Raw genomic sequence first — 21,794 nt, 5'->3', positions numbered from 1 at the left:
CCCATGTGAGAGTAGGTCATCGTCAAGATTAAATTCCGAAACCCCTATCTGCACATGCAGGTAGGGGTTTTGTCTTTTCGCCTCCAAAGCTTGTCGGTAACGCCGGTTTTGACGGTGGCCCTTTCCCGGTCGATCTTTCGTTGTGTTCCCACAATTTGAGTTGGAACACTAGAATAGAGGTCGACGTTTTTACTCAGAATTCATTCATGCCTGATCCTGCCAATTCCGATCCACTCGCAGACCTGCCGCTGGACCAACTGGTAGCTTGTCATGAGTGCGACCTGCTGATGCACAAGCCGGTGCTCAAGCACAATGAGAAGGCGCAGTGTCCTCGCTGCGGTTATGAGCTCTATGCGCATCGACATAATGTAGTTGAGCGCAGTATGGCCTTGGTGCTTGCTGCGCTTCTCCTCTATGTGCCCGCGAATTTCCTTCCGATCATGCAGCTCCACCTGTTGGGGCAAACTTCTGACGACACAGTCTGGAGTGGTGTCCTTGGGCTGTATGACAGCGGCATGCGTGAAATCGCTATCGTGGTGTTTCTGTGCAGCATGGCAATCCCTTTGCTCAAGCTGTTATGTCAGCTCGCTGTACTGCTCAGCATCAGGTTGGATGTTGGGCGCAGCTATGGGCTGCTGCTGTACCGTATGTACCACCATATGCGCGACTGGGGCATGCTTGAGGTTTACTTCATGGGCGTACTGGTCGCCATCGTCAAGCTGGTCGATCTTGCCGAGTTGAGTCTGGGGCTTGGTCTTGTCTGTTTTGTGAGTTTATTGCTGGTTCAGGTATGGCTGGAGGTGGTGATGTCACCTCACCAGATTTGGGTGGCTTTGTCCGGGGAGGACGTTCATGCGGGCAATTGATGCAGGCATCCTGATTTGTGCTGAATGCCATGAGTTGAATCGGCAGGAGCCTGATACCGATGAACAGGTCTGCACGCGTTGCGGTGCACTGGTGCATGCGCGGCGCCCGAACAGCCTGATGCGAACCTGGGCGCTGCTCATCACCGCTGCCATTCTTTACATCCCTGCCAACATCTTGCCGATCATGACAGTCAGTACATTGGGGCAGGGCAGTCCCGATACCATCATGTCTGGCGTCATCACGCTAATGAAGCACGGAATGTTTCCGATTGCCGCAGTGGTATTTGTCGCCAGTATTCTGGTGCCGACCTTCAAGCTGGTCGGGATTGCGCTGTTGTTGTACTCGGTGCAGCGCCATCAGCCGCTTTCTGCTCGTCAGCGAATAGTGATGTACCGTTTCATCGAATTCATCGGACGCTGGTCGATGCTGGATATCTTCGTCATTGCCATTCTGGTGGCGGTGGTGAATTTCGGCCGCATCGCCAGTGTTGAAGCCAATCTGGGTGCTGTCGCTTTCGCTAGCGTGGTGATTCTGACAATGCTCGCTGCAGTAACTTTCGATCCCCGACTGATCTGGGACAACACGGAGTCGGATGACGACAATGAGTGATTTGCCTACGGCTAAAACCCGCCCTGCCTCGAACTGGTCTGCTATCTGGATATTGCCTCTGATCGCTTTGGTCATTGGTGGTTGGCTTGGTTGGCAGGCTTACCGTGAGTCGGGAGTCGACATCGAGGTTCGCTTCCAGAGTGGCGAGGGCATCGTCGTCAACAAGACTGAAGTGGTTTACAAGGGCATGCCAGTCGGCAAGGTGAAGAACCTGGTGCTTGATGCCAAGGGCAGTAACACCGAGGTGATTGCCACGATTGAGATGAACAAGGCTGCTGAGTCTCAGCTACGCACCAATACGCGTTTCTGGCTGGTGAAGCCGAGTGTAAGCCTGGCGGGTATTACCGGGCTGGAAACCTTGGTCTCAGGTAATTACATCGCTGTGAGCCCTGGTGACGGTGAGCAAACCCGGCGCTTCAAAGCGCTGGCCGAGGCACCACCGCTCTCTGACAACGAGCCGGGTTTGCACCTGACGCTCAAGGCCGATCGACTGGGTTCGCTCAATCGGGACAGTCCAGTGTTCTACAAGCAGATTCAGGTGGGGCGAGTGAAGAGCTACCGTCTTGCCGAAGACCAGGGCATCGTTGAGCTCAAGGTATTTATTGCGCCGGCCTATGCAAACCTTGTTCGCAAGCACACGCGTTTCTGGAATGCCAGCGGCATCAGTATTGATGCCAATCTTTCCGGCGTGAAGGTTCGCAGTGAGTCGTTGGCCAGTATCGTGGCGGGTGGTATCGCCTTTGCCACGCCTGAGCACCGCAAAGACAGCCCGCCTACTGATACCAACCTGCCATTCCGTTTGTACGAGGACTTTGATGCTGCGCAGGCAGGCATCAAGGTCAAGGTCACGCTGAGTGACTTTGAAGGGTTGCAGGCCGGCAGAACGCCGGTGATGTACAAGGGTATCCAGGTCGGTTCGCTCAAAACGCTCAAGGTAGACCCTGATCTTTCCAGTGCTACGGCCGAGCTGACCCTGGACCCGTTGGCTGAAGACTACCTGGTTGCGGGAACCCAGTTTTGGGTGGTCAAGCCGTCGATCTCGCTGGCCGGTATCACCGGGCTGGAGGCTTTGGTCAAGGGGAACTACATTGCAATTCGCCCGGGCGATAAAGGCGCTTTGCCACAGCGGGAGTTTGAGGCGCGCGCCAAGGCACCACCGTTGGATCTGAAAGCGCCTGGTTTGCACCTGGTACTGTTTAGTGACAGCCTGGGTTCGCTGGAGGTCGGTAGCCCAATCCTCTACCGTCAGGTCAAGGTCGGTACCGTGCAGAGCTATCAGTTTTCAAAAACCCATAAGCGTCTGCTGATTGGTGTCCATATCGAAAAAGAGTACGCCAATCTGGTTAATGGCTCGACACGCTTCTGGAATGCCAGTGGTATTACCCTGAGTGGAGGTCTCTCTGGTATCCAGATCAAGAGTGAGTCCTTGCAGAGTCTGATGGCTGGCGGTATCGCTTTTGATACCCCGACACCGGATGTACCGCTAAAACGTCGTGTTCCACGGTTCAAACTGCACCTTGATCAAGAGGCGGCGAACCGTAGTGGTGTCACCGTGATGATCAAGGTGGAGCGCGCCGACGGGCTCAAGGCGGGTACGCCTATTCGCTTCAAGGGCCTGGACATTGGCAAGGTGGAAGATGTCAGGCTGAGTGATGATCTGGAGTCGGTCATGCTCAAGGCGCGTATTACCGAAGTGCCTGATCGTATTGCGCGGGTCGGAACGCAGTTCTGGGTGGTGAAGCCGGCACTGGGTATCGTCAAGACTGCCAATCTGGAAACACTGGTTACTGGTCAGTATCTTGAGGTTTTGCCCGCGGTGAAGAATCAGGGGCCGCAACGCAACTTTGTCGCGCTGGCCGAGGCGCCTGACCGCACCGAGCGTGAAGCAGGGCTCGCGTTGGTATTGAGTGCTGCGCGCCGAGGTTCGATTAAGCCAGGCGTTCCTGTGACCTACCGTGAAATCACGGTAGGCAAGGTCACAGGGTACGAACTGGGTCAAACAGCAGATCGCGTGCTGATCCATATCCTGATCGAGCCGCGTTACGCCTCACTGGTGCGCGGTGGTAGCCGGTTCTGGAACAGCAGCGGCTTTGGCATGGACTTCGGGCTGTTCAAGGGCGCAACCGTGCGTACTGAGTCGCTGGAAACGCTGATTGAGGGTGGGATTGCGTTTGCGACCCCGGACGGGGAAAAGATGGGTAATCCGGCGCTGCCTAAGCAGACCTTCGCCTTGTTCGATAAGGCTGAGGATGAGTGGCTGCAGTGGGCGCCAAAGATTCAGATCGGTAAATAGGCCGTGTAAGTGCTGGAGCGGTGGGGGCTGGGTTCCGGCTCCCATGCGTTCAGAGTGAGGTCGGGCAGGGCAGCGAAAAAACGCAGGCAACAAAAAACCGACCCTAAGGTCGGTTTTTTTACAAGCAGGTCACTTAGGCAGCAGTTTTCAGCGCCTTGATGTGGCCATTCAGACGGCTCTTATGACGAGCTGCCTTGTTCTTGTGGATGATGCCCTTGTCGGCCATGCGGTCGATTACAGGGACAGCCAGAACGTAAGCGGCTTGTGCTTTATCAGCGTCTTTTGTGTCGATGGCCTTAACTACGTTTTTGATGTAGGTACGGACCATGGAACGCAGGCTGGCGTTGTGGCTGCGACGCTTCTCAGCCTGTTTTGCACGTTTTTTGGCGGAAGGTGAGTTGGCCACCGTCGAGCTCCTCGAAAGACTTTAAATAGCAAACAAAATAGGCCGCGAATCATGCCGATGAGTTAAGCAGTTGTCAAGGGTACATATGCCCTTCTGCTAAGCGGTCGATGTAACCACGGAGATGATTCCCTTCTGGCACATGACCTGTAAACTCGGTCGTTTTCACTCGGCATCGCGGATGCGGCGCGTATTATCGCATATCCGCGCGCTCAGATGCCCAACCCTTCGTCTACAGGCGTGAAAATCTCTCGATGAATTTGCTCAAATCCTTGGCCGCCGTCAGTTCCATCACCATGGTTTCACGGGTGCTGGGCTTCGTCCGCGACACCATACTGGCGCGCATCTTTGGTGCCGGCGTGGCCACCGATGCCTTCTTCATTGCCTTCAAACTGCCCAACCTGCTGCGGCGGATCTTCGCCGAAGGCGCGTTCTCTCAGGCTTTTGTACCTATTCTGGCCGAATACAAAAGCCAGCAGGGCGAAGAGGCGACACGTACGTTTGTCGCGTATATCGCAGGGCTTTTGACGTTGGTGCTGGCCGTGGTCACGGCGCTGGGGATCATCGCTGCGCCTTGGGTGATCTGGATAACGGCGCCGGGTTTTGTCGACAGCCCTGAAAAGTTCGAGCTCACCACCGACCTGTTGCGTGTCACGTTCCCTTATATATTGCTGATCTCGCTGTCGTCTCTGGCGGGCGCGATCCTTAACACCTGGAACCGTTTCTCGGTGCCGGCCTTCGTGCCGACGCTGCTTAACGTGGCAATGATCTTTTTTGCGTTGTTCCTCACGCCTTACTTCAATCCACCGGTCATGGCCTTGGGCTGGGCGGTGCTGGCAGGCGGGCTGTTGCAGTTGCTTTATCAACTGCCACACCTGAAAAAGATCGGCATGCTCGTTCTGCCGCGCCTGAATCTGCGGGACAGCGGCGTGTGGCGTGTGTTGAAACAGATGCTGCCGGCGATCCTCGGGGTATCGGTCAGCCAGATTTCGCTGATCATCAATACGATCTTTGCCTCTTTTCTGGTGGCGGGCTCCGTGTCCTGGATGTACTACGCCGACCGCCTGATGGAACTGCCCTCTGGGGTGCTGGGTGTTGCCTTGGGCACGATCCTCTTGCCGACCCTGGCCAAGACCTACGCCAACAAGGACCGTCACGAATATTCGCGGATTCTCGACTGGGGCCTGCGGCTTTGCTTCCTGCTGGTGCTGCCGTGTACCTTCGCCCTGGCGATTCTGGCTGAGCCCTTGACCGTGTCGTTGTTCCAGTACGGCAAATTCAGTGCCTTCGATGCTGCAATGACCCAGCGCGCGTTGATCGCCTACTCGGTTGGCCTGCTCGGGATCATTCTGGTCAAAGTGCTGGCGCCTGGTTTTTATGCCCAGCAGAACATTCGGACACCGGTGAAAATCGCAATTTTCACCTTGGTGACGACCCAGTTGCTCAACCTGGCGTTTATTTCGCATCTGCAGCACGCGGGGCTGGCGTTGGCGATCAGTGTCGGCGCCTGTCTCAATGCCGGCCTGCTCTATTGGAAACTGCGCCAGCAAGACCTCTTCCAGCCACAGCCTGGCTGGACCGTGTTCCTGCTCAAATTGCTGGTGGCGGTCCTGTTGATGGCCGGTGTGCTGGTCGTGGGGATGAAGCTGATGCCTGCCTGGGAGCAAGGGCAGATGCTTGCCCGCTTCCTGCGCCTCGGGGTGTTGATTGGCGCTGGCATTGCCACCTATTTTGGTTGTTTGTTCCTGTTTGGTTTCCGCCCGCGGGACTTTGCGCGCAAGGCATTGCATTAATGGGCGACGTCGGTCAGACGTCGGTTTTTGGCGTTGACGATAAACGCAGCACGCTGCTGCCTGTCGTCAGCGCGCGGGTGTGGTTATAATCGGCCACTTTATGATCAAGAAGTGCGTTATGCAGCTGGTTCGAGGCCTTCACAACCTGCGCCCCCAGCACCGGGGCTGTGTCGCCACTATTGGCAACTTTGACGGTGTCCACCGTGGCCACCAGGCAATCCTGGCACGTCTGCGCGAGCGGGCGGCGGCGCTGGGTGTTCCTAGCTGTGTGGTGATATTCGAGCCACAGCCGCGCGAATACTTTGCGCCGGACACAGCGCCAGCCCGTCTAGCGCGGCTGCGTGACAAGGTTGCCCTGTTGGCGGCTGAAGGTATCGACCGGGTGCTTTGCCTGGCCTTCAACCAGCGCTTGAGCAAGCTCAGCGCCGCCGAGTTCGTCGAGACCATTCTGGTCGATGGCCTGGGTGTGCAGCATCTGGAGGTCGGTGACGATTTTCGCTTTGGCTGTGACCGGGTAGGCGATTTCTCGTTCCTGGAGCAAGCCGGGGCCACTTACGGATTTACCGTCGAAGCAGCCCAAACGGTTGAGCTCGATGGTTTCCGGGTTAGCAGTACCGAGGTACGCAATGCCTTGGCCGACGCCGACTTTGCCTTGGCCGAGCGGTTGCTGGGACGGCCTTACCGTATTACCGGGCGGGTGCTGCACGGCCAGAAGCTGGCGCGTCAGTTGGGCACCCCTACCGCGAATGTCCAGCTCAAGCGGCGTCGTGTGCCGTTGACGGGCGTTTATCTGGCCAGCGCCGAAATTGATGGCCAGCGTTGGCCGGGCGTCGCCAATATTGGCGTACGGCCCACTGTTTCAGGTGATGGCAGTGCCCACCTGGAAATACACCTTCTGGATTTTGCCGGCGACCTGTATGGCCGGCGTTTGACGGTGGTATTCCACCACAAGCTGCGCGACGAGCAGCGTTTCGCCTCCCTGGAGGCGCTTAAGTCGGCGATCGATGCGGATATCGCCGCCGCACGTGCCCATTGGCACGCTCAACCGCTAACGAAGAGCCTGAAATGACCGACTATAAAGCCACGCTTAACCTTCCGGACACCGCCTTCCCAATGAAGGCCGGCCTGCCACAGCGCGAACCGCAGATCCTGCAGCGCTGGGACAGCATTGGCCTGTACCAGAAGCTGCGTGAGATTGGCAAGGATCGTCCGAAGTTCGTACTGCACGACGGTCCACCCTATGCCAACGGCAAGATTCATATCGGTCATGCGCTGAACAAGATTCTCAAGGACATGATCGTCCGCTCCAAGACCCTGGCCGGCTATGACGCGCCGTATGTACCGGGTTGGGACTGCCACGGCCTGCCGATTGAGCACAAGGTCGAAGTGACCCATGGCAAGCACCTGACCGCAGACAAAACCCGCGAGCTGTGCCGCGCCTATGCTGCCGAGCAGATCGAAGGCCAGAAGACCGAGTTCATCCGCCTGGGTGTCCTGGGTGACTGGGACAATCCCTACAAGACCATGAACTTCGCCAACGAAGCCGGTGAAATCCGCGCGCTGGCGGAAATGGTCAAACACGGCTTCGTGTTCAAGGGCTTGAAGCCCGTGAACTGGTGTTTCGACTGTGGTTCGGCACTGGCCGAGGCGGAAGTCGAGTACGCCGACAAGAAATCGCAAACCATCGACGTGGCATTCCCGATCGTCGATGAGGCCAAGCTGGCTGCGGCCTTCGGTCTCGGTGCACTGGCCAAGCCTGCCTCGATCGTGATCTGGACCACCACGCCGTGGACCATTCCGGCCAACCAGGCGCTGAACGTTCACCCTGAGTTCAACTACGCGCTGGTTGATGTCGGTGACAAGCTGCTGGTACTGGCCGAGGAACTGGTTGAGTCCTGCCTGAGCCGCTACAAGCTGGAAGGCAGCGTCATCGCTACCGCGCCAGGCGCTGCGCTGGACCTGATCAACTTCCGTCACCCGTTCTACGACCGTTTGTCGCCGGTTTATCTGGCCGAGTACGTTGAGCTGGGCGCCGGTACGGGTGTGGTTCACTCCGCGCCTGCCTACGGCGAGGACGACTTCGTCACCTGCAAGCGCTACGGCATGTCCAACGACGACATCCTCACGCCGGTGCAGAGCAACGGTGTGTATGTCGAGTCGCTGCCGTTCTTTGGCGGCCAGTTCATCTGGAAGGCCAACCCGGCGATCGTTGAAAAGCTGTCTGAAGTCGGTGCGCTGATGCATACCGAAACCATCAGCCACAGCTACATGCACTGCTGGCGTCACAAGACCCCGCTGATCTACCGCGCCACCGCGCAGTGGTTCGTGGGCATGGACAAGCAGCCAGATCAGGGCGACACCCTGCGTCAGCGCGCGATCAAGGCCATTGAAGACACCAAGTTCGTGCCGGCCTGGGGCCAGGCGCGCCTGCATTCGATGATCGCCAACCGCCCGGACTGGTGCATCTCGCGTCAGCGTAACTGGGGCGTCCCGATTCCGTTCTTCCTGCATAAACAGACCGGTGAGCTGCACCCGCGCACCGTTGAGCTGATGGAAGAAGTGGCCAAGCGCGTCGAGCAGGAAGGTATTGAAGCCTGGTTCAAGATGGATGCCGCCGAACTGATTGGTGAAGAGGCCGCCCAGTACGACAAGATCGCCGATACGCTCGACGTCTGGTTCGACTCAGGCACCACTCACTGGCACGTACTGCGTGGCTCGCATAACGTCGGTCACGAAAGCGGCCCGCGTGCAGACCTGTACCTGGAAGGTTCCGACCAGCACCGTGGCTGGTTCCACTCCTCGTTGCTGACCGGTTGCGCCATCGACAACCACGCACCATACCGCGAGCTGCTGACGCACGGTTTCACCGTCGACGAAAACGGTCGCAAGATGTCCAAGTCGCTGGGTAACACCATCGAGCCGCAGAAGGTCAATGACACCCTGGGTGCCGACATCATGCGTCTGTGGGTATCGGCCACGGACTACTCCGGCGAGATGGCGGTTTCCGATCAGATCCTGCAGCGCAGTGCTGACGCCTACCGTCGTATCCGTAACACCGCGCGCTTCCTGCTGTCGAACCTGTCCGGTTTCGACCCGGCGACCGATCTGCTGCCTGCTGAAGACATGCTGGCGCTGGACCGTTGGGCCGTGGACCGCACCCTGATACTGCAACGCGAGCTTGAAGAGCACTACGGCGAGTACCGTTTCTGGAACGTCTACTCCAAGGTTCACAACTTCTGCGTGCAGGAGCTGGGTGGTTTCTATCTGGACATCATCAAGGACCGTCAGTACACCACCGGCGCCAACAGTGTCGCACGGCGCTCCTGCCAGACCGCGCTGTACCACATCAGTGAGGCGCTGGTGCGCTGGATCGCGCCGATCCTGGCCTTCACCGCTGACGAGCTGTGGCAGTACCTGCCAGGCGAGCGTAACGAGTCGGTAATGCTCAACACCTGGTACCAGGGCCTGAGCGAGCTGCCGGAAGGCTTCGAGCTGGGCCGTGCCTATTGGGACCGGATCATGGCGGTCAAAGCGGCGGTCAACAAGGAGCTGGAGAACCAGCGTGCAGCCAAGGCCATTGGTGGCAACCTGCAAGCTGAAGTAACCCTGTTTGCCGATGAAGCCTTGTCCGCTGATCTGGGCAAGCTCAGCAACGAGCTGCGTTTTGTACTGATCACCTCGGCTGCCAGCGTTGCACCATTCGTGCAGGCACCGGCCGATGCCGTGGTAACCGAAGTGGCAGGCCTGAAACTCAAGGTGGTCAAGTCGGGTTACACCAAGTGTGGCCGTTGCTGGCACTTCCGTGAGGACGTGGGTGTGAACCCTGAGCATCCGGAAATCTGCGGCCGTTGTGTCGACAACATCAGCGGCACTGGCGAGGTGCGTCACTATGCCTAACCCTGCCGTGGGGCGCTTCGGGCGCCTCAGCTGGCTCTGGTTGAGCGTGCTGGTCCTGGTCCTTGACCAGGCCAGCAAGTTCTACTTTGAGGGCTTACTGAGCCTGTACCAGCAAATTGTGGTCATTCCGGACTACTTCAGCTGGACCCTGGCCTACAACACCGGCGCCGCATTCAGCTTCCTGGCAGACAGCTCGGGCTGGCAGCGCTGGCTGTTTGCCCTGATTGCCCTGGTCGTCAGTGCGGTACTGGTCGTCTGGCTAAAGCGTCTTGGGCGCAACGACACCTGGCTGGCCGTTGCCCTGGCGCTGGTGCTGGGTGGCGCGCTGGGCAACCTGTACGACCGTATCGTTCTGGGCCATGTGATCGATTTCATTCTGGTGCACTGGCAGAACCGTTGGTATTTCCCGGCCTTCAACCTGGCCGACAGCGCGATTACCGTTGGCGCGGTAATGTTGGCGCTGGACATGTTCAAAAGTAAAAAGTCCGGAGAACCCGTCCATGACTGACATCCGTATCGGCCAGAACACCGAAGTTACCCTGCACTTCGCGCTGCATCTGGAAAACGGCGACACCGTCGACAGTACGTTCGACAAGGCGCCAGCGGTCTTCAAGGTCGGCGACGGCAACCTGTTGCCAGGTTTTGAGGCCGCCTTGTTCGGTTTCAAAGCCGGTGACAAGCGCACCGTGACCGTTGCGCCGGAAAGCGCGTTTGGCCAACCCAACCCGCAGAACGTTCAGGTCATGCCGCGCTCCTCGTTCAACGACATGGAATTGTCCGAAGGCCTGCTGGTGATCTTCAACGACGCGGCCAATGCCGAGTTGCCTGGCGTTGTAAAAGCCTTTGACGATGCTCAGGTCACCATCGACTTCAACCATCCGCTGGCCGGCAAGACCTTGAGCTTCGAGGTGGAAATCCTCGGGGTCAAGGCGCTTTGAGCCAGGAGCACTCCATGCAAATCAAACTCGCCAACCCTCGTGGTTTCTGTGCCGGCGTGGATCGGGCGATTGAAATCGTCAACCGTGCCCTGGAAGTCTTCGGTCCGCCGATCTATGTGCGCCATGAAGTGGTGCACAACAAGTTTGTCGTTGAAGACCTGCGCGCACGCGGCGCGATTTTCGTCGAAGAGCTGGAGCAAGTGCCCGATGACGTCATCGTCATCTTCAGTGCCCACGGTGTTTCCCAGGCGGTACGCCAGGAAGCAGCGGGGCGCGGCCTGAAGGTTTTCGATGCCACCTGTCCATTGGTGACCAAGGTGCATATCGAAGTGGCGCGTTATAGCCGCGACGGCAGGGAGTGCATCTTGATTGGCCACGCCGGGCATCCGGAAGTCGAAGGCACCATGGGCCAGTATGACTCGGCCGATGGCGGTGCCATCTACCTGGTCGAGGATGAGGAAGATGTCGCGAACCTCCAGGTTATTAACCCGGAGCGCCTGGCATTCGTCACTCAGACCACCTTGTCGATGGATGACACCAGCCGCGTTATCGATGCTCTGCGTACGCGTTTCCCAAGCATCGGTGGCCCGCGCAAGGATGACATCTGCTACGCCACCCAGAACCGCCAGGATGCCGTCAAGCAGCTTGCCGACGAGTGTGACGTCGTTTTGGTAGTCGGTAGCCCTAACAGCTCCAACTCCAATCGTCTGCGTGAGTTGGCTGAGCGCATGTCGACCCCGGCCTACCTGATCGATGGCGCCGAAGACCTGCAACGTAGCTGGTTCGACGGTGTTGAGCGAGTCGGTATCACGGCGGGTGCTTCTGCTCCTGAAGTGCTGGTGCGTGGTGTGATTCAGCAACTGCAGGCGTGGGGGGCGACGGGGGCTGAAGAGCTGGATGGGCGTGAAGAGAACATCACCTTCTCGATGCCCAAAGAGCTACGGGTGCGTTCGCTGACCTGACCCGGCAGCCGCACACAGCGGCTGCTCATGCAAAGCCTGCCTCAGGCTGACCCGACCCGAGCGGGACAGTACGACCTGATAATGGCTTCTGGCAGTGGCATCTTCACAGACGTGCAAGGTGCCCGCCAGAAAGGCTCCACTGCCCTGTAGCGGCGTGCCCAGGCCACTGAAACGCACCTGGTGTGCCAGTGGTTGGTTGCCAACAATCAAGACCCGGCCGCTGGCGCGATACTCGTGCAACAGCGTCCGGGTTTCTTGTTCCAGTACGGTGCGCCAGCCGTTGCGCCAATCACCCTCAATAGCCTGCAGCACCACGATCTGGTTGCGCTGCAGCGCTTCGCTGCGGGCATGGTTCAGTGCCTGTGTCAGTTGCTGCGCGCTCGCCTGGCGCTGTAGGCGGGCGCTCATATCGCTGTAGGCCGGTATCCCCAAATGCAGCAGCAGGGTTATCAGCATCAGCGCGTACAGCAGTTGAATCAGTGTTACTCCCTGTTGCTGCATGCGGCATTCCTCCCTGGACGTGCTTCGCTTCAGGGTCAGATTCGGCGGGAAGTTTGTCCAGTCGGCCGAGTTGTCTGGAGCAGGTGGAAAAATCGCAGGAGGCGATATATGGCCAGGAGGTCGCAGGGCGGTATGACCCTGATTGAGGTAATGGTGGCGTTGGTGGTCGTGGGGCTGGGTTTGTTCGGTGCAGCCATGCTGCAGTTGCGGGCATTGCAGGCCACCGACAGCGCGCGGATGAGCACTCAGGGCGCTTTTGTTGCGCAAGGGGTGCTTGAGCAGGTTCGCGCTCGCGGTGAGGTGAGTGACCTCGCACGCGCAGCGTTGCGCCATGAGGTTGAAGCGTTTGCCGGCGCATCGGCTCATGGGCAAGTGGCGCAGGCTGGCGCTGAGACGCTCGTGACGCTGACCTGGGATGATCGCCGCGCTGGCGGTGCTCCCCGTGTGCTGCAAATCGCCGGATGGGTTTTGCCATGAACGACCAGAAGGGTTTCAGCCTGGTCGAGTCGCTGATCGCATTGAGCCTGGGTTTGCTGCTGATGCTGGCCTGCAGCCGCTTGTTCTTGGGCGCGATTCAGGTTTGGCAGTCGCAGGCGCTGGCGGCGCATCTGCAGGACGATGCCCGTTTTGCACTGCTGCGTATGGCGCGGGATATCCGCATGGCCGGCATGACCGGGTGTTTACGGCATGAGGCAATCACCTTTGCCGACGCCACGGTGGCCGATAGTTTTCGGCAACCACTGAGCGTTGACCGCGCCAATGACGGCAGCCTGCGCGCCCTGAGCCTGATTGCTGGCAAGTCTGGTGAGGCGGGTGGCCCACCCGACTGGACGCTGGTCACCGATTGCCTGATGAGCGCACACGTCTACCCAGGGGCTCGCAGCGCCGGGGCAGGGCAGATAGCACTGCCCATACGGCGACAGACCTACCGCCTGGAGGGGCGGCAACTGTTGCTGAGCAGTGGCGGTAGCAGTGCGGTGCTGATCAACAATGTGAGCGCGTTACGGTTGATGTTTGATCCCGCTGCGCCCCGCGAGCTGCACTTGAGCCTGACCTTGAGTGATCCGCATGGGCTGGGCGCCGCGCAGACCTACCAACTGACCGCTGCTCCGCGCAACAGGTTGTTTTAGCGATGTGCAGGCAACGAGGAATGGTGCTGTTGCTAAGCCTGCTACTAACGATGTTGCTGGGGTTGCTGGGGCTTTCATCGCTGCACAGCGCACTGTTGCAGGAGCGCATGTCGGGGAATCTGCTGATGTCTCTCCAGCTGCTTGAGCGGGCTGAGGCTACCTTGCGTCACGGCGAGGCGCAGGTGCGGGCCGGGCTTGAGCTGGTGCCGTGTCGTTACTGCCAGCCACCACCGGAAGCGGGGCGGGTGCAGGTGCCGGGTATCTATCACGGCGTGGGCAGGCGCTCCGGGATGGTTTGGTCTGCTTCGGACTCAGGGCTGTTCATGATTCAACGGCTCGGGGTCAGTACCCGTGCAGCCCACATGCCTGACGAAAAGCCGGTCACGCTCTATCGCATCACGGCCGTCGCCCGCCAAGGTTCCGCCCGCACGGTACTGGAAAGCACCTTGGCCTTGCCGCTGGCGGCGGATGGGGCATCGGCGCAACGCATTCTCTGGCGACAAATTCTTTAGAGAGGGTATCCGATGAATAGCTCATGCAAGGGGCTGACCCTGATCGAACTGTTGATTGTCATCGCCGTCGTCGGCATTCTGGCGAGCATTGCCTACCCCAGCTACAGCGAAAAGGTCAAAAAGGCCGCACGCACGGAAATCGCCGGGTTGTTGTTCGAGAGCGCATTGAGCCTTGAGCGGCACCGCTCACGTGCGGGTCAGTATGCCGATACCGACGCGGTGGTAACCCCTCTGCCCACTGGCACCGACTACTACAGCCTGCATGCCAGCCGTACTGCCGAAGACTTCGTGCTTTCTGCCAGGCGTCGGCCAGGTACGTTGATGGCGAATGACCGCTGTGCGGACTTCGCGCTTGGCCATGACGGCATTCGCCGTAACCCAGGCGCGGCACCGGATCACAGCCTTGAGCACTGCTGGGGCAACTGAGGATTTTGCAGGTTCATGGCGCCGAGGCGGCGTCACGGTTCATTTCGGGTATTGGATCAACAGATGACTAAGCACGTAGTGATTGTCGGTGGCGGGGTGATTGGCCTGCTGACTGCGTTCAACCTGGCTGCAGAGGTCGAACAGGTGGTGCTCTGTGACAAGGGCGAGGTGGGCAAGGAGTCCTCCTGGGCGGGAGGCGGCATCGTATCGCCGCTCTATCCCTGGCGTTACAGCCCGGCCGTGACGGCCCTCGCGCACTGGTCGCAGGACTTTTATCCACAGTTGGGCGAGCGTCTGTTCGCCAGCACCGGGGTTGACCCTGAAGTGCACACCACGGGCCTTTACTGGCTAGACCTGGACGATGAAAGCGAAGCGTTGGCTTGGGCCGCGCGTGAAGGGCGCCCCTTGAGTGCCGTGGATATCGCCCAGGCGTATGCGGCAGTGCCGGTATTGGGCAGCGGTTTCAGCCGGGCTATCTACATGTCGGGCGTTGCCAATGTGCGTAACCCACGGCTGGTCAAGTCACTCAAGGCGGCGTTGCAGGCGATGCCTAATGTGGTCTTGAAGGAGCATTGCGAGATTACCGGGTTCTCCCGTGACGGCGAGACAGTCACAGGGGTGGAAACCTCGACCGGGCCCATTGCGGCTGATTGCGTGGTGCTCACCGCCGGGGCCTGGAGTGGCGAGTTGTTGGCTTCCCTGGGGTTGAACCTGCCGGTAGAGCCGGTCAAGGGCCAGATGATCCTCTACAAGTGTGCCGCCGACTTCCTGCCAAGCATGGTGCTGGCCAAAGGGCGTTATGCGATTCCGCGTCGTGATGGGCATGTGCTGGTGGGCAGTACCCTGGAACATGCCGGTTTCGATAAAACCCCGACCGAAGATGCGCTGGAAAGCCTCAAGGCGTCGGCGGTGGAGCTGCTACCTGCGTTGGCGGATGCAACGCCAGTGGCCCACTGGGCAGGTTTGCGCCCGGGCTCCCCTGAGGGTGTTCCCTACATTGGTGAGGTGCCCGGCTGGCAAGGGCTGTGGCTGAACTGCGGGCACTACCGCAATGGCCTCGTACTGGCGCCAGCGTCCTGCCAATTGTTTGCCGACCTGTTGTTGGGGCGAGCCCCAATCATTGATCCGAGCCCGTATGCTCCGGCGGGTCGCATATAAAACAACAGCTGTTCGAGTAGCCCGCGACGCTGGAAAAGCCAGCGTCAGCGGTGCTTAGCGATCCGCTACCGGCCCTTTTTCCAGGTGCGCGGAGCTGCAGTACCACTCGTTGCCCCGGCGCAAGGCGCGATCGTTCGGCACGTGGACGCCACAGTGCGCACAGCGAACCATTTTCAGGGTGTTCTCAGGTGAGGCATCGCGAGGAGCGGCGTTGCCGGCCTTGAATTTGCGCCATAGCCAAAAAGCTGCAGCAATCAGGGCAATCCAGAAAAGTAAGCGAACCATGATGTCCAGCGTGTCAGTGATTAAGCCACCAGTTTAACGGCGGGCATAAAAAAAGGGAGGCCTTGGCCTCCCTTTATCTTTTCCGTGACGATCAGTCGAAAACACCGAAGGTCATGCGGCTGAACCACGAGCGATCGGTGCTGCTGTCTTCTGCCTCGTGGTTCTCTTCCTCGGCAGCCGCGCCTTCTTTGGGCAGCAATTCTTCCGGGATGGCTTCCTTGGCGTCTTCGTACTGGCGGATCACGTCCTGGTTGGCGCGGGTTTCACCCGGCGGCAGCGGCGTATCGGTTTCGATCAGGCCCAGGGTTGCCTTGGACAGCCAGGAGCGGTTATCGGCTTCTTCCTGCTGTGGCACGAACTGGCCATCAACCAGGCTTGGGTGATCGGGGTAGTTGAGCTTGAGGGTGTCCAGGCTGCTGGCTGCCAGTTCGTCCAGGTGCAAGCGCTGGTAGGCCTCAACCATGACGGCCAGGCCATCGCCGACCGATGGGGTTTCCTGGAAGTTTTCCACGACGTAACGGCCGCGGTTGGCCGCTGCGACGTAGGCCTGACGGGTCAGGTAGTAGTCGGCCACGTGGATTTCATAGGCCGCCAGCAGGTTGCGCAGGTAGATCATGCGCTGCTTGGCGTCTGGCGAATAACGGCTGTTCGGGAAGCGGTTGGTCAGCTGGGCGAACTCGTTGTACGAGTCGCGGGCAGCGCCCGGGTCACGCTTGGTCATGTCCAGCGGCAGGAACCGCGCCAGCAGGCCGCGGTCCTGGTCGAACGAGGTCAGGCCCTTGAGGTAGTAGGCGTAATCGACGTTCGGGTGCTGTGGATGCAAACGAATGAACCGCTCGGCAGCGGACTTGGCTGCCTCTGGCTCGGCGTTCTTGTAGTTCGCGTAGATCAGTTCGAGCTGCGCCTGGTCGGCGTAGCGGCCGAACGGGTAGCGCGACTCCAACGCCTTGAGCTTGGCGGTGGCGCTGGTGTAGCTATGGTTGTCCAGGTCGCTCTGCGCCTGCTGATAAAGCTCGGCTTCGCTGAGGTTTTCGTCTACGACTTCCTTCGAAGAACAAGCAGCAGTGAGTCCTAGGATGGCGATCAGCAGCAGGTGTTTCACTTGCATGGCGGCTTGCGTCCCTTTGACGGCTGCTGTCTTGGGCGAGGCCGTCCTGTTATGATGAACACCCCGTTGCAATACCCGGGGCAAAAAGAAGCCGTATTTAACCACAAGCCTGCAGCCGAAACCAAAGGCTGTACCGCCGCCGATCCGAGCATGTCTGAGATTATTTCACTTCGCGCAGAGGTGCCGTCCGAATTGGGCGGTCAACGCCTCGACCAAGTCGCCGCCCAATTGTTTGCCGAGCATTCGCGCTCGCGCCTGTCCGCCTGGATCAAAGAGGGCCGCCTGACTGTCGATGGCAATGTCCTGCGCCCGCGCGATATCGTTCATGGCGGTTCGTTGCTGGCGCTGGACGCCGAGCAGGAAGCCCAAGGTGAGTGGGTGGCCCAGGATATCGAGCTGGACATCGTCTATGAAGACGACCAGCTTATGGTCATCAACAAGCCTGCCGGGCTGGTTGTGCACCCGGCTGCAGGGCATGCCGATGGCACCCTGCTCAATGCCTTGCTGCACCACGTACCTGACATCGTCAACGTACCGCGTGCCGGTATCGTCCACCGTCTGGACAAGGACACCACCGGTTTGATGGTGGTGGCCAAGACCATTCAGGCGCAGACCCAACTGGTTAGCCAGCTGCAAAGCCGTACCGTCAGCCGTATCTACGAATGCATCGTGGTGGGCGTGGTGACTGCCGGTGGCAAGATCAACGCACCGATTGGCCGCCATGGCACCCAGCGTCAGCGTATGGGCGTGATGGAAGGTGGCAAGCCTGCTATCAGCCACTACCGCGTGCTCGAGCGTTTCCGCTCGCATACCCATGTGCGGGTCAAGCTGGAAACCGGCCGTACCCACCAGATTCGGGTTCACATGGCGCACGTTAACTTCCCGCTGGTCGGTGATCCGGTCTATGGCGGACGTTTCCGTATTCCGCCGGCGGCCAGCCCGACGATGGTCGAGGCGATCAAGAACTTCCCTCGTCAGGCCCTGCATGCACGCTTCCTGGAGCTGGACCACCCGGTGACCGGTGAGCGCATGAGTTGGGAGTCGCCGTTGCCGGATGATTTCGTCTGGCTGCTGTCGCTGCTCAAGCAAGACCGTGAGGCGTTCGTCGGATGAGTCGGCTGGCGTGCGACCTGCTGACCCCGGACTGGCCTGCGCCAGCCTCGGTCAAGGCGTGCGTCACCACACGTGCCGGGGGCGTCAGCCAGGCGCCTTACGACAGCCTCAATCTGGGCGATCATGTGGGTGATGAGCCCGCAGCGGTCGCCGAGAACCGTCGGCGCCTTACCGCTGAGTACGCTATCCAGCCGGCCTGGCTCAAGCAGGTACATGGCGTTGTAGTGGCGCACGCCGACCCGCATGTCATCGCTGAAGCCGATGCCAGCTGGACCGAAACCCCGGGCGTGGCCTGCACCGTGATGACGGCCGACTGTTTGCCGGCATTGTTCTGCGACCGTGCCGGTACCCGGGTCGCGGCCGCCCATGCGGGCTGGCGCGGTTTGGCCAACGGCGTGCTCGAAGCCACGCTGGACAGCCTGCAGGTTGATCCGCACGACGTGCTGGTCTGGCTGGGGCCGGCCATTGGCCCAGCTGCCTTCGAGGTCGGGGCTGAGGTGCGTGAGGCGTTCATGGCCACGCATCCAGAAACGGCTCAGGCCTTTGTGCCTGGCGACAAGCCTGGCAAATACATGGCCGACATCTATGCGCTGGCGCGGCTGCGCCTGGCCGCTCGGGGTGTCACCGCGGTATACGGTGGCGGTTTTTGTACCGTCAGCGACCCTCGCTTCTTCTCCTACCGGCGTAATCCCGGTACTGGCCGCTTCGCTTCATTGGTCTGGCTCACGCCACGCTGATCTGCATCAAGCCCGCTACGCTTGAATCTTCCAGAATGATCCCAAACTACAGTGGTATCTCTGGCAGGTTTTTCTTCATCAGGTGTGTCCATCGCTCCGACCTGCCCTAACTAGGAAGGTAACTTATGCGTATTGACCGTTTGACCAGCAAGCTACAGCTGGCGTTATCCGACTCCCAATCTCTGGCGGTGGGCATGGACCACCCGGCCATTGAGCCTGCGCACCTGCTTCAGGCGCTGATCGACCAGCAGGGTGGCTCTATCAAGCCTTTGCTGATGCAGGTCGGCTTTGACGTCAACAGCCTGCGCAAGGCCATTGCCAAAGAGCTCGACCAACTGCCGAAGATCCAGAACCCTACGGGCGACGTGAACATGTCCCAGGACTTGGCGCGTCTGCTCAACCAGGCCGACCGCCTGGCTCAGCAGAAGGGTGACCAGTTCATCTCCAGTGAGCTGGTGTTGCTCGCGGCCATGGACGAGAACAGCAAGCTGGGCAAGCTCCTGCTCGGCCAGGGCGTCACCAAGAAGGCTCTGGAAAACGCCATCAGCAACCTGCGTGGCGGCGAAGCCGTGAATGACCCGAATGCCGAAGAGTCCCGCCAGGCCTTGGACAAGTACACCATTGACCTGACCAAGCGTGCCGAAGAGGGCAAGCTTGACCCGGTGATCGGTCGGGATGACGAGATCCGTCGCACCATTCAGGTACTCCAGCGGCGTACCAAGAACAACCCGGTGCTCATTGGTGAGCCTGGTGTGGGTAAAACGGCCATTGCCGAAGGCCTGGCGCAGCGCATCATCAATGGCGAAGTGCCAGATGGCCTCAAGGGCAAGCGCCTGCTGTCGTTGGACATGGGCGCCTTGATTGCGGGTGCCAAGTTCCGCGGCGAGTTCGAAGAGCGCCTCAAGTCGCTGCTCAACGAGCTGTCCAAGCAGGAAGGCCAGATCATCCTGTTCATCGACGAACTGCACACCATGGTTGGCGCCGGCAAGGGTGAGGGTTCCATGGACGCTGGCAACATGCTCAAGCCTGCGCTGGCGCGTGGTGAACTGCACTGCGTAGGTGCAACCACCCTCAACGAGTACCGTCAGTACATTGAGAAGGACGCAGCCCTGGAGCGGCGTTTCCAGAAAGTACTGGTGGATGAGCCGAGCGAAGAAGACACCATTGCCATTCTGCGGGGCCTCAAAGAGCGTTATGAGGTTCACCACAAGGTGGCGATCACTGACGGCGCCATCATCGCTGCGGCCAAGCTCAGCCACCGCTATATCACTGACCGGCAGTTGCCGGACAAGGCCATCGACCTGATCGATGAAGCCGCCAGCCGCATCCGTATGGAGATCGACTCCAAGCCCGAGGTGCTTGACCGCCTTGAGCGTCGCTTGATCCAGCTGAAGGTCGAGTCCCAGGCGTTGAGCAAGGAAAAGGACGAAGCCGCCCTCAAGCGCCTGGAGAAACTGCAAGAGGAAATCGAGCGCCTTGAGCGTGAGTATTCCGACCTGGAAGAAGTCTGGACCTCGGAAAAGGCCGAGGTACAAGGTTCAGCCCAGATCCAGCAGAAGATCGAGCAGTCCCGTCAGGAACTGGAAGCTGCGCGACGTAAAGGTGACCTGAGCCGCATGGCTGAGTTGCAGTACGGCGTGATCCCGGATCTGGAGCGCAGCCTGCAGATGGTCGACCAGCACGGCAAGGCTGAGAACCAGTTGCTGCGCAACAAGGTCACCGAGGAGGAAATTGCCGAAGTCGTCTCGAAATGGACCGGCATCCCGGTTTCGAAAATGCTCGAAGGCGAGCGTGAGAAACTGCTGAAGATGGAAAGCCTGCTGCACGAACGCGTGATCGGCCAGGAAGAGGCCGTGGTGGCCGTGTCCAACGCCGTACGTCGTTCCCGTGCCGGCCTGTCCGACCCGAACCGGCCAAGTGGTTCGTTCCTGTTCCTGGGCCCAACCGGTGTCGGTAAGACCGAGCTGTGCAAGGCATTGGCCGAGTTCCTCTTCGATACTGAAGAGGCAATGGTGCGCATTGATATGTCCGAGTTCATGGAGAAGCACTCCGTCGCTCGTCTGATTGGTGCGCCACCGGGCTATGTCGGTTATGAAGAGGGCGGTTACCTCACCGAAGCGGTACGTCGCAAGCCTTACTCGGTCGTGTTGCTCGACGAGGTCGAGAAGGCGCATCCGGACGTGTTCAACGTGTTGCTGCAGGTGCTGGAAGATGGTCGCCTGACTGACAGCCATGGGCGTACCGTGGACTTTCGCAATACCGTGATCGTGATGACCTCCAACCTGGGCTCGGCACAGATCCAGGAGCTGGTGGGTGATCGTGAGGCCCAACGTGCGGCGGTGATGGATGCGGTCGGTTCACACTTCCGGCCAGAGTTCGTCAACCGTATCGACGAAGTGGTGGTGTTTGAGCCATTGGGGCGCGAGCAGATCGCCGGCATCACGCAGATCCAGCTTGGACGTCTGCGCAGCCGCCTGGCCGAACGCGAGCTGAGCCTGGAGCTCAGCCCGGAAGCGCTGGACAAGCTGATTGCCGTTGGTTACGACCCGGTGTATGGCGCACGGCCACTGAAACGCGCCATTCAGCGCTGGATCGAAAACCCGCTGGCGCAACTGATTCTGTCGGGGCACTTCCTGCCTGGCAGCGCGATTACCGCGAAAGTGGAGGGCGAGGAAATTACCTTCGCCTGAGTTTTCTGAGGGTTACGCTAAGGCCTCGATTTTCGAGGCCTTTTTTTTTCTTTGCAATTTTTCTCCAGTGCTTGTAAAGTGCGCCCCGCTGTAAGTCACCCCGCAGATTCTTGGTTGGTTTGAAGAATCTGAGAAAACTGAAAAAAAGTTGCAAATCAGTAATTTGGGGGTTGACAGAGGTTTTGGAAATTGTAAAATAGCGCGCCTCAGAGACATGAACGTAGCGATACGGAAGCGTCAAAGAGTTCGAAGCGGTAGAGATACAGTTTTCGAAATTGCAGTAGCTGAAATGTAGTTCCGCGATAGCTCAGTCGGTAGAGCAAATGACTGTTAATCATTGGGTCCCTGGTTCGAGTCCAGGTCGCGGAGCCA

General features: G+C 59.4%; 21 protein-coding genes and 1 tRNA gene. 18 read left to right on the top strand and 4 right to left on the bottom strand.

Features of this window, described 5'->3' with window-relative positions; all coding sequences use genetic code 11:
• Positions 1-206 precede the first annotated feature (206 nt).
• From CYD26_RS23675 to CYD26_RS23665, 3 genes are read left to right on the top strand one after another with little or no spacing between them, the layout of a single operon-like run.
• Positions 207-866, top strand: a complete 660-nt coding sequence (locus tag CYD26_RS23675) for a paraquat-inducible protein A (protein ID WP_102053814.1) — start codon at positions 207-209, stop codon at positions 864-866.
• Positions 853-1,476 carry a paraquat-inducible protein A gene (locus CYD26_RS23670; protein ID WP_065761953.1) on the top strand — a complete coding sequence of 208 codons (624 nt, stop codon included), beginning with the start codon at positions 853-855 and terminating at the stop codon, positions 1,474-1,476. Before CYD26_RS23675 ends, CYD26_RS23670 begins: the two co-directional genes overlap by 14 nt.
• Positions 1,469-3,769, top strand: coding sequence for a PqiB family protein (locus CYD26_RS23665; protein WP_102053813.1), 2,301 nt, complete (start codon positions 1,469-1,471; stop codon positions 3,767-3,769). The genes CYD26_RS23670 and CYD26_RS23665 overlap by 8 nt, the downstream gene beginning before the upstream one ends.
• Before the next feature lie 133 nt (positions 3,770-3,902).
• Here CYD26_RS23665 and rpsT read toward each other — a convergent pair whose 3' ends face one another.
• The gene (gene rpsT / locus CYD26_RS23660; RefSeq protein ID WP_065761566.1) at positions 3,903-4,175 is read right to left on the bottom strand and encodes a 30S ribosomal protein S20; all 273 of its coding nucleotides are present in this window, start codon (positions 4,173-4,175) and stop codon (positions 3,903-3,905) included.
• A 251-nt stretch (positions 4,176-4,426) separates the two neighbouring features.
• Between rpsT and murJ the strand changes: the two genes are divergently transcribed.
• From murJ to ispH, 6 genes are all read left to right on the top strand, one after another.
• Entirely contained in the window at positions 4,427-5,965 is a 1,539-nt protein-coding gene (gene murJ / locus CYD26_RS23655) for a murein biosynthesis integral membrane protein MurJ (RefSeq protein ID WP_065761567.1), read from the top strand.
• Between the two features lie 118 nt (positions 5,966-6,083).
• Positions 6,084-7,034: a bifunctional riboflavin kinase/FAD synthetase gene (gene ribF / locus CYD26_RS23650; protein WP_102053812.1), complete on the top strand. Its 951-nt coding sequence runs from the start codon at positions 6,084-6,086 to the stop codon at positions 7,032-7,034.
• Positions 7,031-9,862: an isoleucine--tRNA ligase gene (gene ileS, locus CYD26_RS23645; protein WP_099775788.1), complete on the top strand. Its 2,832-nt coding sequence runs from the start codon at positions 7,031-7,033 to the stop codon at positions 9,860-9,862. The genes ribF and ileS overlap by 4 nt, the downstream gene beginning before the upstream one ends.
• Positions 9,855-10,370, top strand: a complete 516-nt coding sequence (lspA, locus tag CYD26_RS23640) for a signal peptidase II (protein ID WP_099775787.1) — start codon at positions 9,855-9,857, stop codon at positions 10,368-10,370. Before ileS ends, lspA begins: the two co-directional genes overlap by 8 nt.
• Positions 10,363-10,800: an FKBP-type peptidyl-prolyl cis-trans isomerase gene (fkpB, locus tag CYD26_RS23635; RefSeq protein ID WP_065761571.1), complete on the top strand. Its 438-nt coding sequence runs from the start codon at positions 10,363-10,365 to the stop codon at positions 10,798-10,800. The genes lspA and fkpB overlap by 8 nt, the downstream gene beginning before the upstream one ends.
• Before the next feature lie 14 nt (positions 10,801-10,814).
• Positions 10,815-11,762 (top strand): 4-hydroxy-3-methylbut-2-enyl diphosphate reductase, encoded by a 948-nt coding sequence (gene ispH / locus CYD26_RS23630; protein WP_102053811.1) that lies wholly within the window; start codon positions 10,815-10,817, stop codon positions 11,760-11,762.
• On the opposite strand, the gene CYD26_RS23625 is transcribed toward ispH, so the two are convergent.
• Complete coding sequence (locus CYD26_RS23625; protein ID WP_102053817.1) at positions 11,739-12,263, bottom strand: GspH/FimT family protein; 525 nt, start codon at positions 12,261-12,263, stop codon at positions 11,739-11,741. The two genes, ispH and CYD26_RS23625, sit on opposite strands and share 24 nt — an antisense overlap.
• On the opposite strand from CYD26_RS23625, the gene pilV reads away from it, so the two are divergent.
• The 5 genes from pilV (at position 12,195) to thiO (ending at position 15,489) form a co-directional block, all read left to right on the top strand.
• Positions 12,195-12,740 carry a type IV pilus modification protein PilV gene (pilV, locus tag CYD26_RS25145; protein ID WP_102053816.1) on the top strand — a complete coding sequence of 182 codons (546 nt, stop codon included), beginning with the start codon at positions 12,195-12,197 and terminating at the stop codon, positions 12,738-12,740. The two genes, CYD26_RS23625 and pilV, sit on opposite strands and share 69 nt — an antisense overlap.
• Entirely contained in the window at positions 12,737-13,393 is a 657-nt protein-coding gene (locus CYD26_RS23615; protein WP_102053815.1) for a PilW family protein, read from the top strand. The genes pilV and CYD26_RS23615 overlap by 4 nt, the downstream gene beginning before the upstream one ends.
• A gap of 20 nt (positions 13,394-13,413) precedes the next feature.
• Positions 13,414-13,905, top strand: a complete 492-nt coding sequence (locus CYD26_RS23610; protein WP_371917263.1) for a hypothetical protein — start codon at positions 13,414-13,416, stop codon at positions 13,903-13,905.
• Between the two features lie 12 nt (positions 13,906-13,917).
• Entirely contained in the window at positions 13,918-14,331 is a 414-nt protein-coding gene (locus CYD26_RS23605) for a type IV pilin protein (RefSeq protein WP_065761577.1), read from the top strand.
• 63 nt (positions 14,332-14,394) lie between these two features.
• Entirely contained in the window at positions 14,395-15,489 is a 1,095-nt protein-coding gene (thiO, locus tag CYD26_RS23600; RefSeq protein WP_102053809.1) for a glycine oxidase ThiO, read from the top strand.
• Between the two features lie 54 nt (positions 15,490-15,543).
• Here thiO and CYD26_RS23595 read toward each other — a convergent pair whose 3' ends face one another.
• Complete coding sequence (locus CYD26_RS23595) at positions 15,544-15,774, bottom strand: PP0621 family protein (protein ID WP_065758832.1); 231 nt, start codon at positions 15,772-15,774, stop codon at positions 15,544-15,546.
• A gap of 91 nt (positions 15,775-15,865) precedes the next feature.
• Entirely contained in the window at positions 15,866-16,882 is a 1,017-nt protein-coding gene (locus CYD26_RS23590; RefSeq protein ID WP_065758831.1) for an outer membrane protein assembly factor BamD, read from the bottom strand.
• Between the two features lie 150 nt (positions 16,883-17,032).
• Here CYD26_RS23590 and rluD point away from each other — a divergent pair, with 150 nt between their 5' ends.
• From rluD to CYD26_RS23570, 4 genes are all read left to right on the top strand, one after another.
• Positions 17,033-17,995, top strand: a complete 963-nt coding sequence (gene rluD, locus CYD26_RS23585) for a 23S rRNA pseudouridine(1911/1915/1917) synthase RluD (protein WP_099776783.1) — start codon at positions 17,033-17,035, stop codon at positions 17,993-17,995.
• Positions 17,992-18,732 (top strand): peptidoglycan editing factor PgeF, encoded by a 741-nt coding sequence (gene pgeF / locus CYD26_RS23580; protein ID WP_102053808.1) that lies wholly within the window; start codon positions 17,992-17,994, stop codon positions 18,730-18,732. Before rluD ends, pgeF begins: the two co-directional genes overlap by 4 nt.
• 125 nt (positions 18,733-18,857) lie before the next feature.
• Positions 18,858-21,422: an ATP-dependent chaperone ClpB gene (gene clpB, locus CYD26_RS23575; RefSeq protein ID WP_065758829.1), complete on the top strand. Its 2,565-nt coding sequence runs from the start codon at positions 18,858-18,860 to the stop codon at positions 21,420-21,422.
• Between the two features lie 296 nt (positions 21,423-21,718).
• Positions 21,719-21,794, top strand: a tRNA-Asn gene (locus tag CYD26_RS23570).

Source organism: Pseudomonas sp. FFUP_PS_473, assembly GCF_002858665.1.
GTDB lineage: Bacteria > Pseudomonadota > Gammaproteobacteria > Pseudomonadales > Pseudomonadaceae > Aquipseudomonas > Aquipseudomonas defluvii.
Note: the sequence above shows the minus strand (reverse complement) of the source record. Positions and strands in the feature narration are given on the sequence as shown.

Bases quoted from the DNA above. Each gene is read 5' to 3' on its own strand.
- CYD26_RS23605 (WP_065761577.1), top strand. From the start codon at position 13,918: ATGAATAGCTCATGCAAGGGGCTGACCCTGATCGAACTGTTGATTGTC.
- ispH (WP_102053811.1), top strand. From the start codon at position 10,815: ATGCAAATCAAACTCGCCAACCCTCGTGGTTTCTGTGCCGGCGTGGAT.
- clpB (WP_065758829.1), top strand. From the start codon at position 18,858: ATGCGTATTGACCGTTTGACCAGCAAGCTACAGCTGGCGTTATCCGAC.
- lspA (WP_099775787.1), top strand. From the start codon at position 9,855: ATGCCTAACCCTGCCGTGGGGCGCTTCGGGCGCCTCAGCTGGCTCTGG.
- thiO (WP_102053809.1), top strand. From the start codon at position 14,395: ATGACTAAGCACGTAGTGATTGTCGGTGGCGGGGTGATTGGCCTGCTG.
- CYD26_RS23665 (WP_102053813.1), top strand. From the start codon at position 1,469: ATGAGTGATTTGCCTACGGCTAAAACCCGCCCTGCCTCGAACTGGTCT.
- ribF (WP_102053812.1), top strand. From the start codon at position 6,084: ATGCAGCTGGTTCGAGGCCTTCACAACCTGCGCCCCCAGCACCGGGGC.
- CYD26_RS23595 (WP_065758832.1), bottom strand. From the start codon at position 15,774: ATGGTTCGCTTACTTTTCTGGATTGCCCTGATTGCTGCAGCTTTTTGG.
- CYD26_RS23590 (WP_065758831.1), bottom strand. From the start codon at position 16,882: ATGCAAGTGAAACACCTGCTGCTGATCGCCATCCTAGGACTCACTGCT.
- ileS (WP_099775788.1), top strand. From the start codon at position 7,031: ATGACCGACTATAAAGCCACGCTTAACCTTCCGGACACCGCCTTCCCA.
- CYD26_RS23675 (WP_102053814.1), top strand. From the start codon at position 207: ATGCCTGATCCTGCCAATTCCGATCCACTCGCAGACCTGCCGCTGGAC.
- CYD26_RS23610 (WP_371917263.1), top strand. From the start codon at position 13,414: ATGGTGCTGTTGCTAAGCCTGCTACTAACGATGTTGCTGGGGTTGCTG.
- fkpB (WP_065761571.1), top strand. From the start codon at position 10,363: ATGACTGACATCCGTATCGGCCAGAACACCGAAGTTACCCTGCACTTC.
- CYD26_RS23670 (WP_065761953.1), top strand. From the start codon at position 853: ATGCGGGCAATTGATGCAGGCATCCTGATTTGTGCTGAATGCCATGAG.
- CYD26_RS23615 (WP_102053815.1), top strand. From the start codon at position 12,737: ATGAACGACCAGAAGGGTTTCAGCCTGGTCGAGTCGCTGATCGCATTG.
- rluD (WP_099776783.1), top strand. From the start codon at position 17,033: ATGTCTGAGATTATTTCACTTCGCGCAGAGGTGCCGTCCGAATTGGGC.
- CYD26_RS23625 (WP_102053817.1), bottom strand. From the start codon at position 12,263: ATGCAGCAACAGGGAGTAACACTGATTCAACTGCTGTACGCGCTGATG.
- murJ (WP_065761567.1), top strand. From the start codon at position 4,427: ATGAATTTGCTCAAATCCTTGGCCGCCGTCAGTTCCATCACCATGGTT.
- pilV (WP_102053816.1), top strand. From the start codon at position 12,195: ATGCAGCAGCAGGGTTATCAGCATCAGCGCGTACAGCAGTTGAATCAG.
- pgeF (WP_102053808.1), top strand. From the start codon at position 17,992: ATGAGTCGGCTGGCGTGCGACCTGCTGACCCCGGACTGGCCTGCGCCA.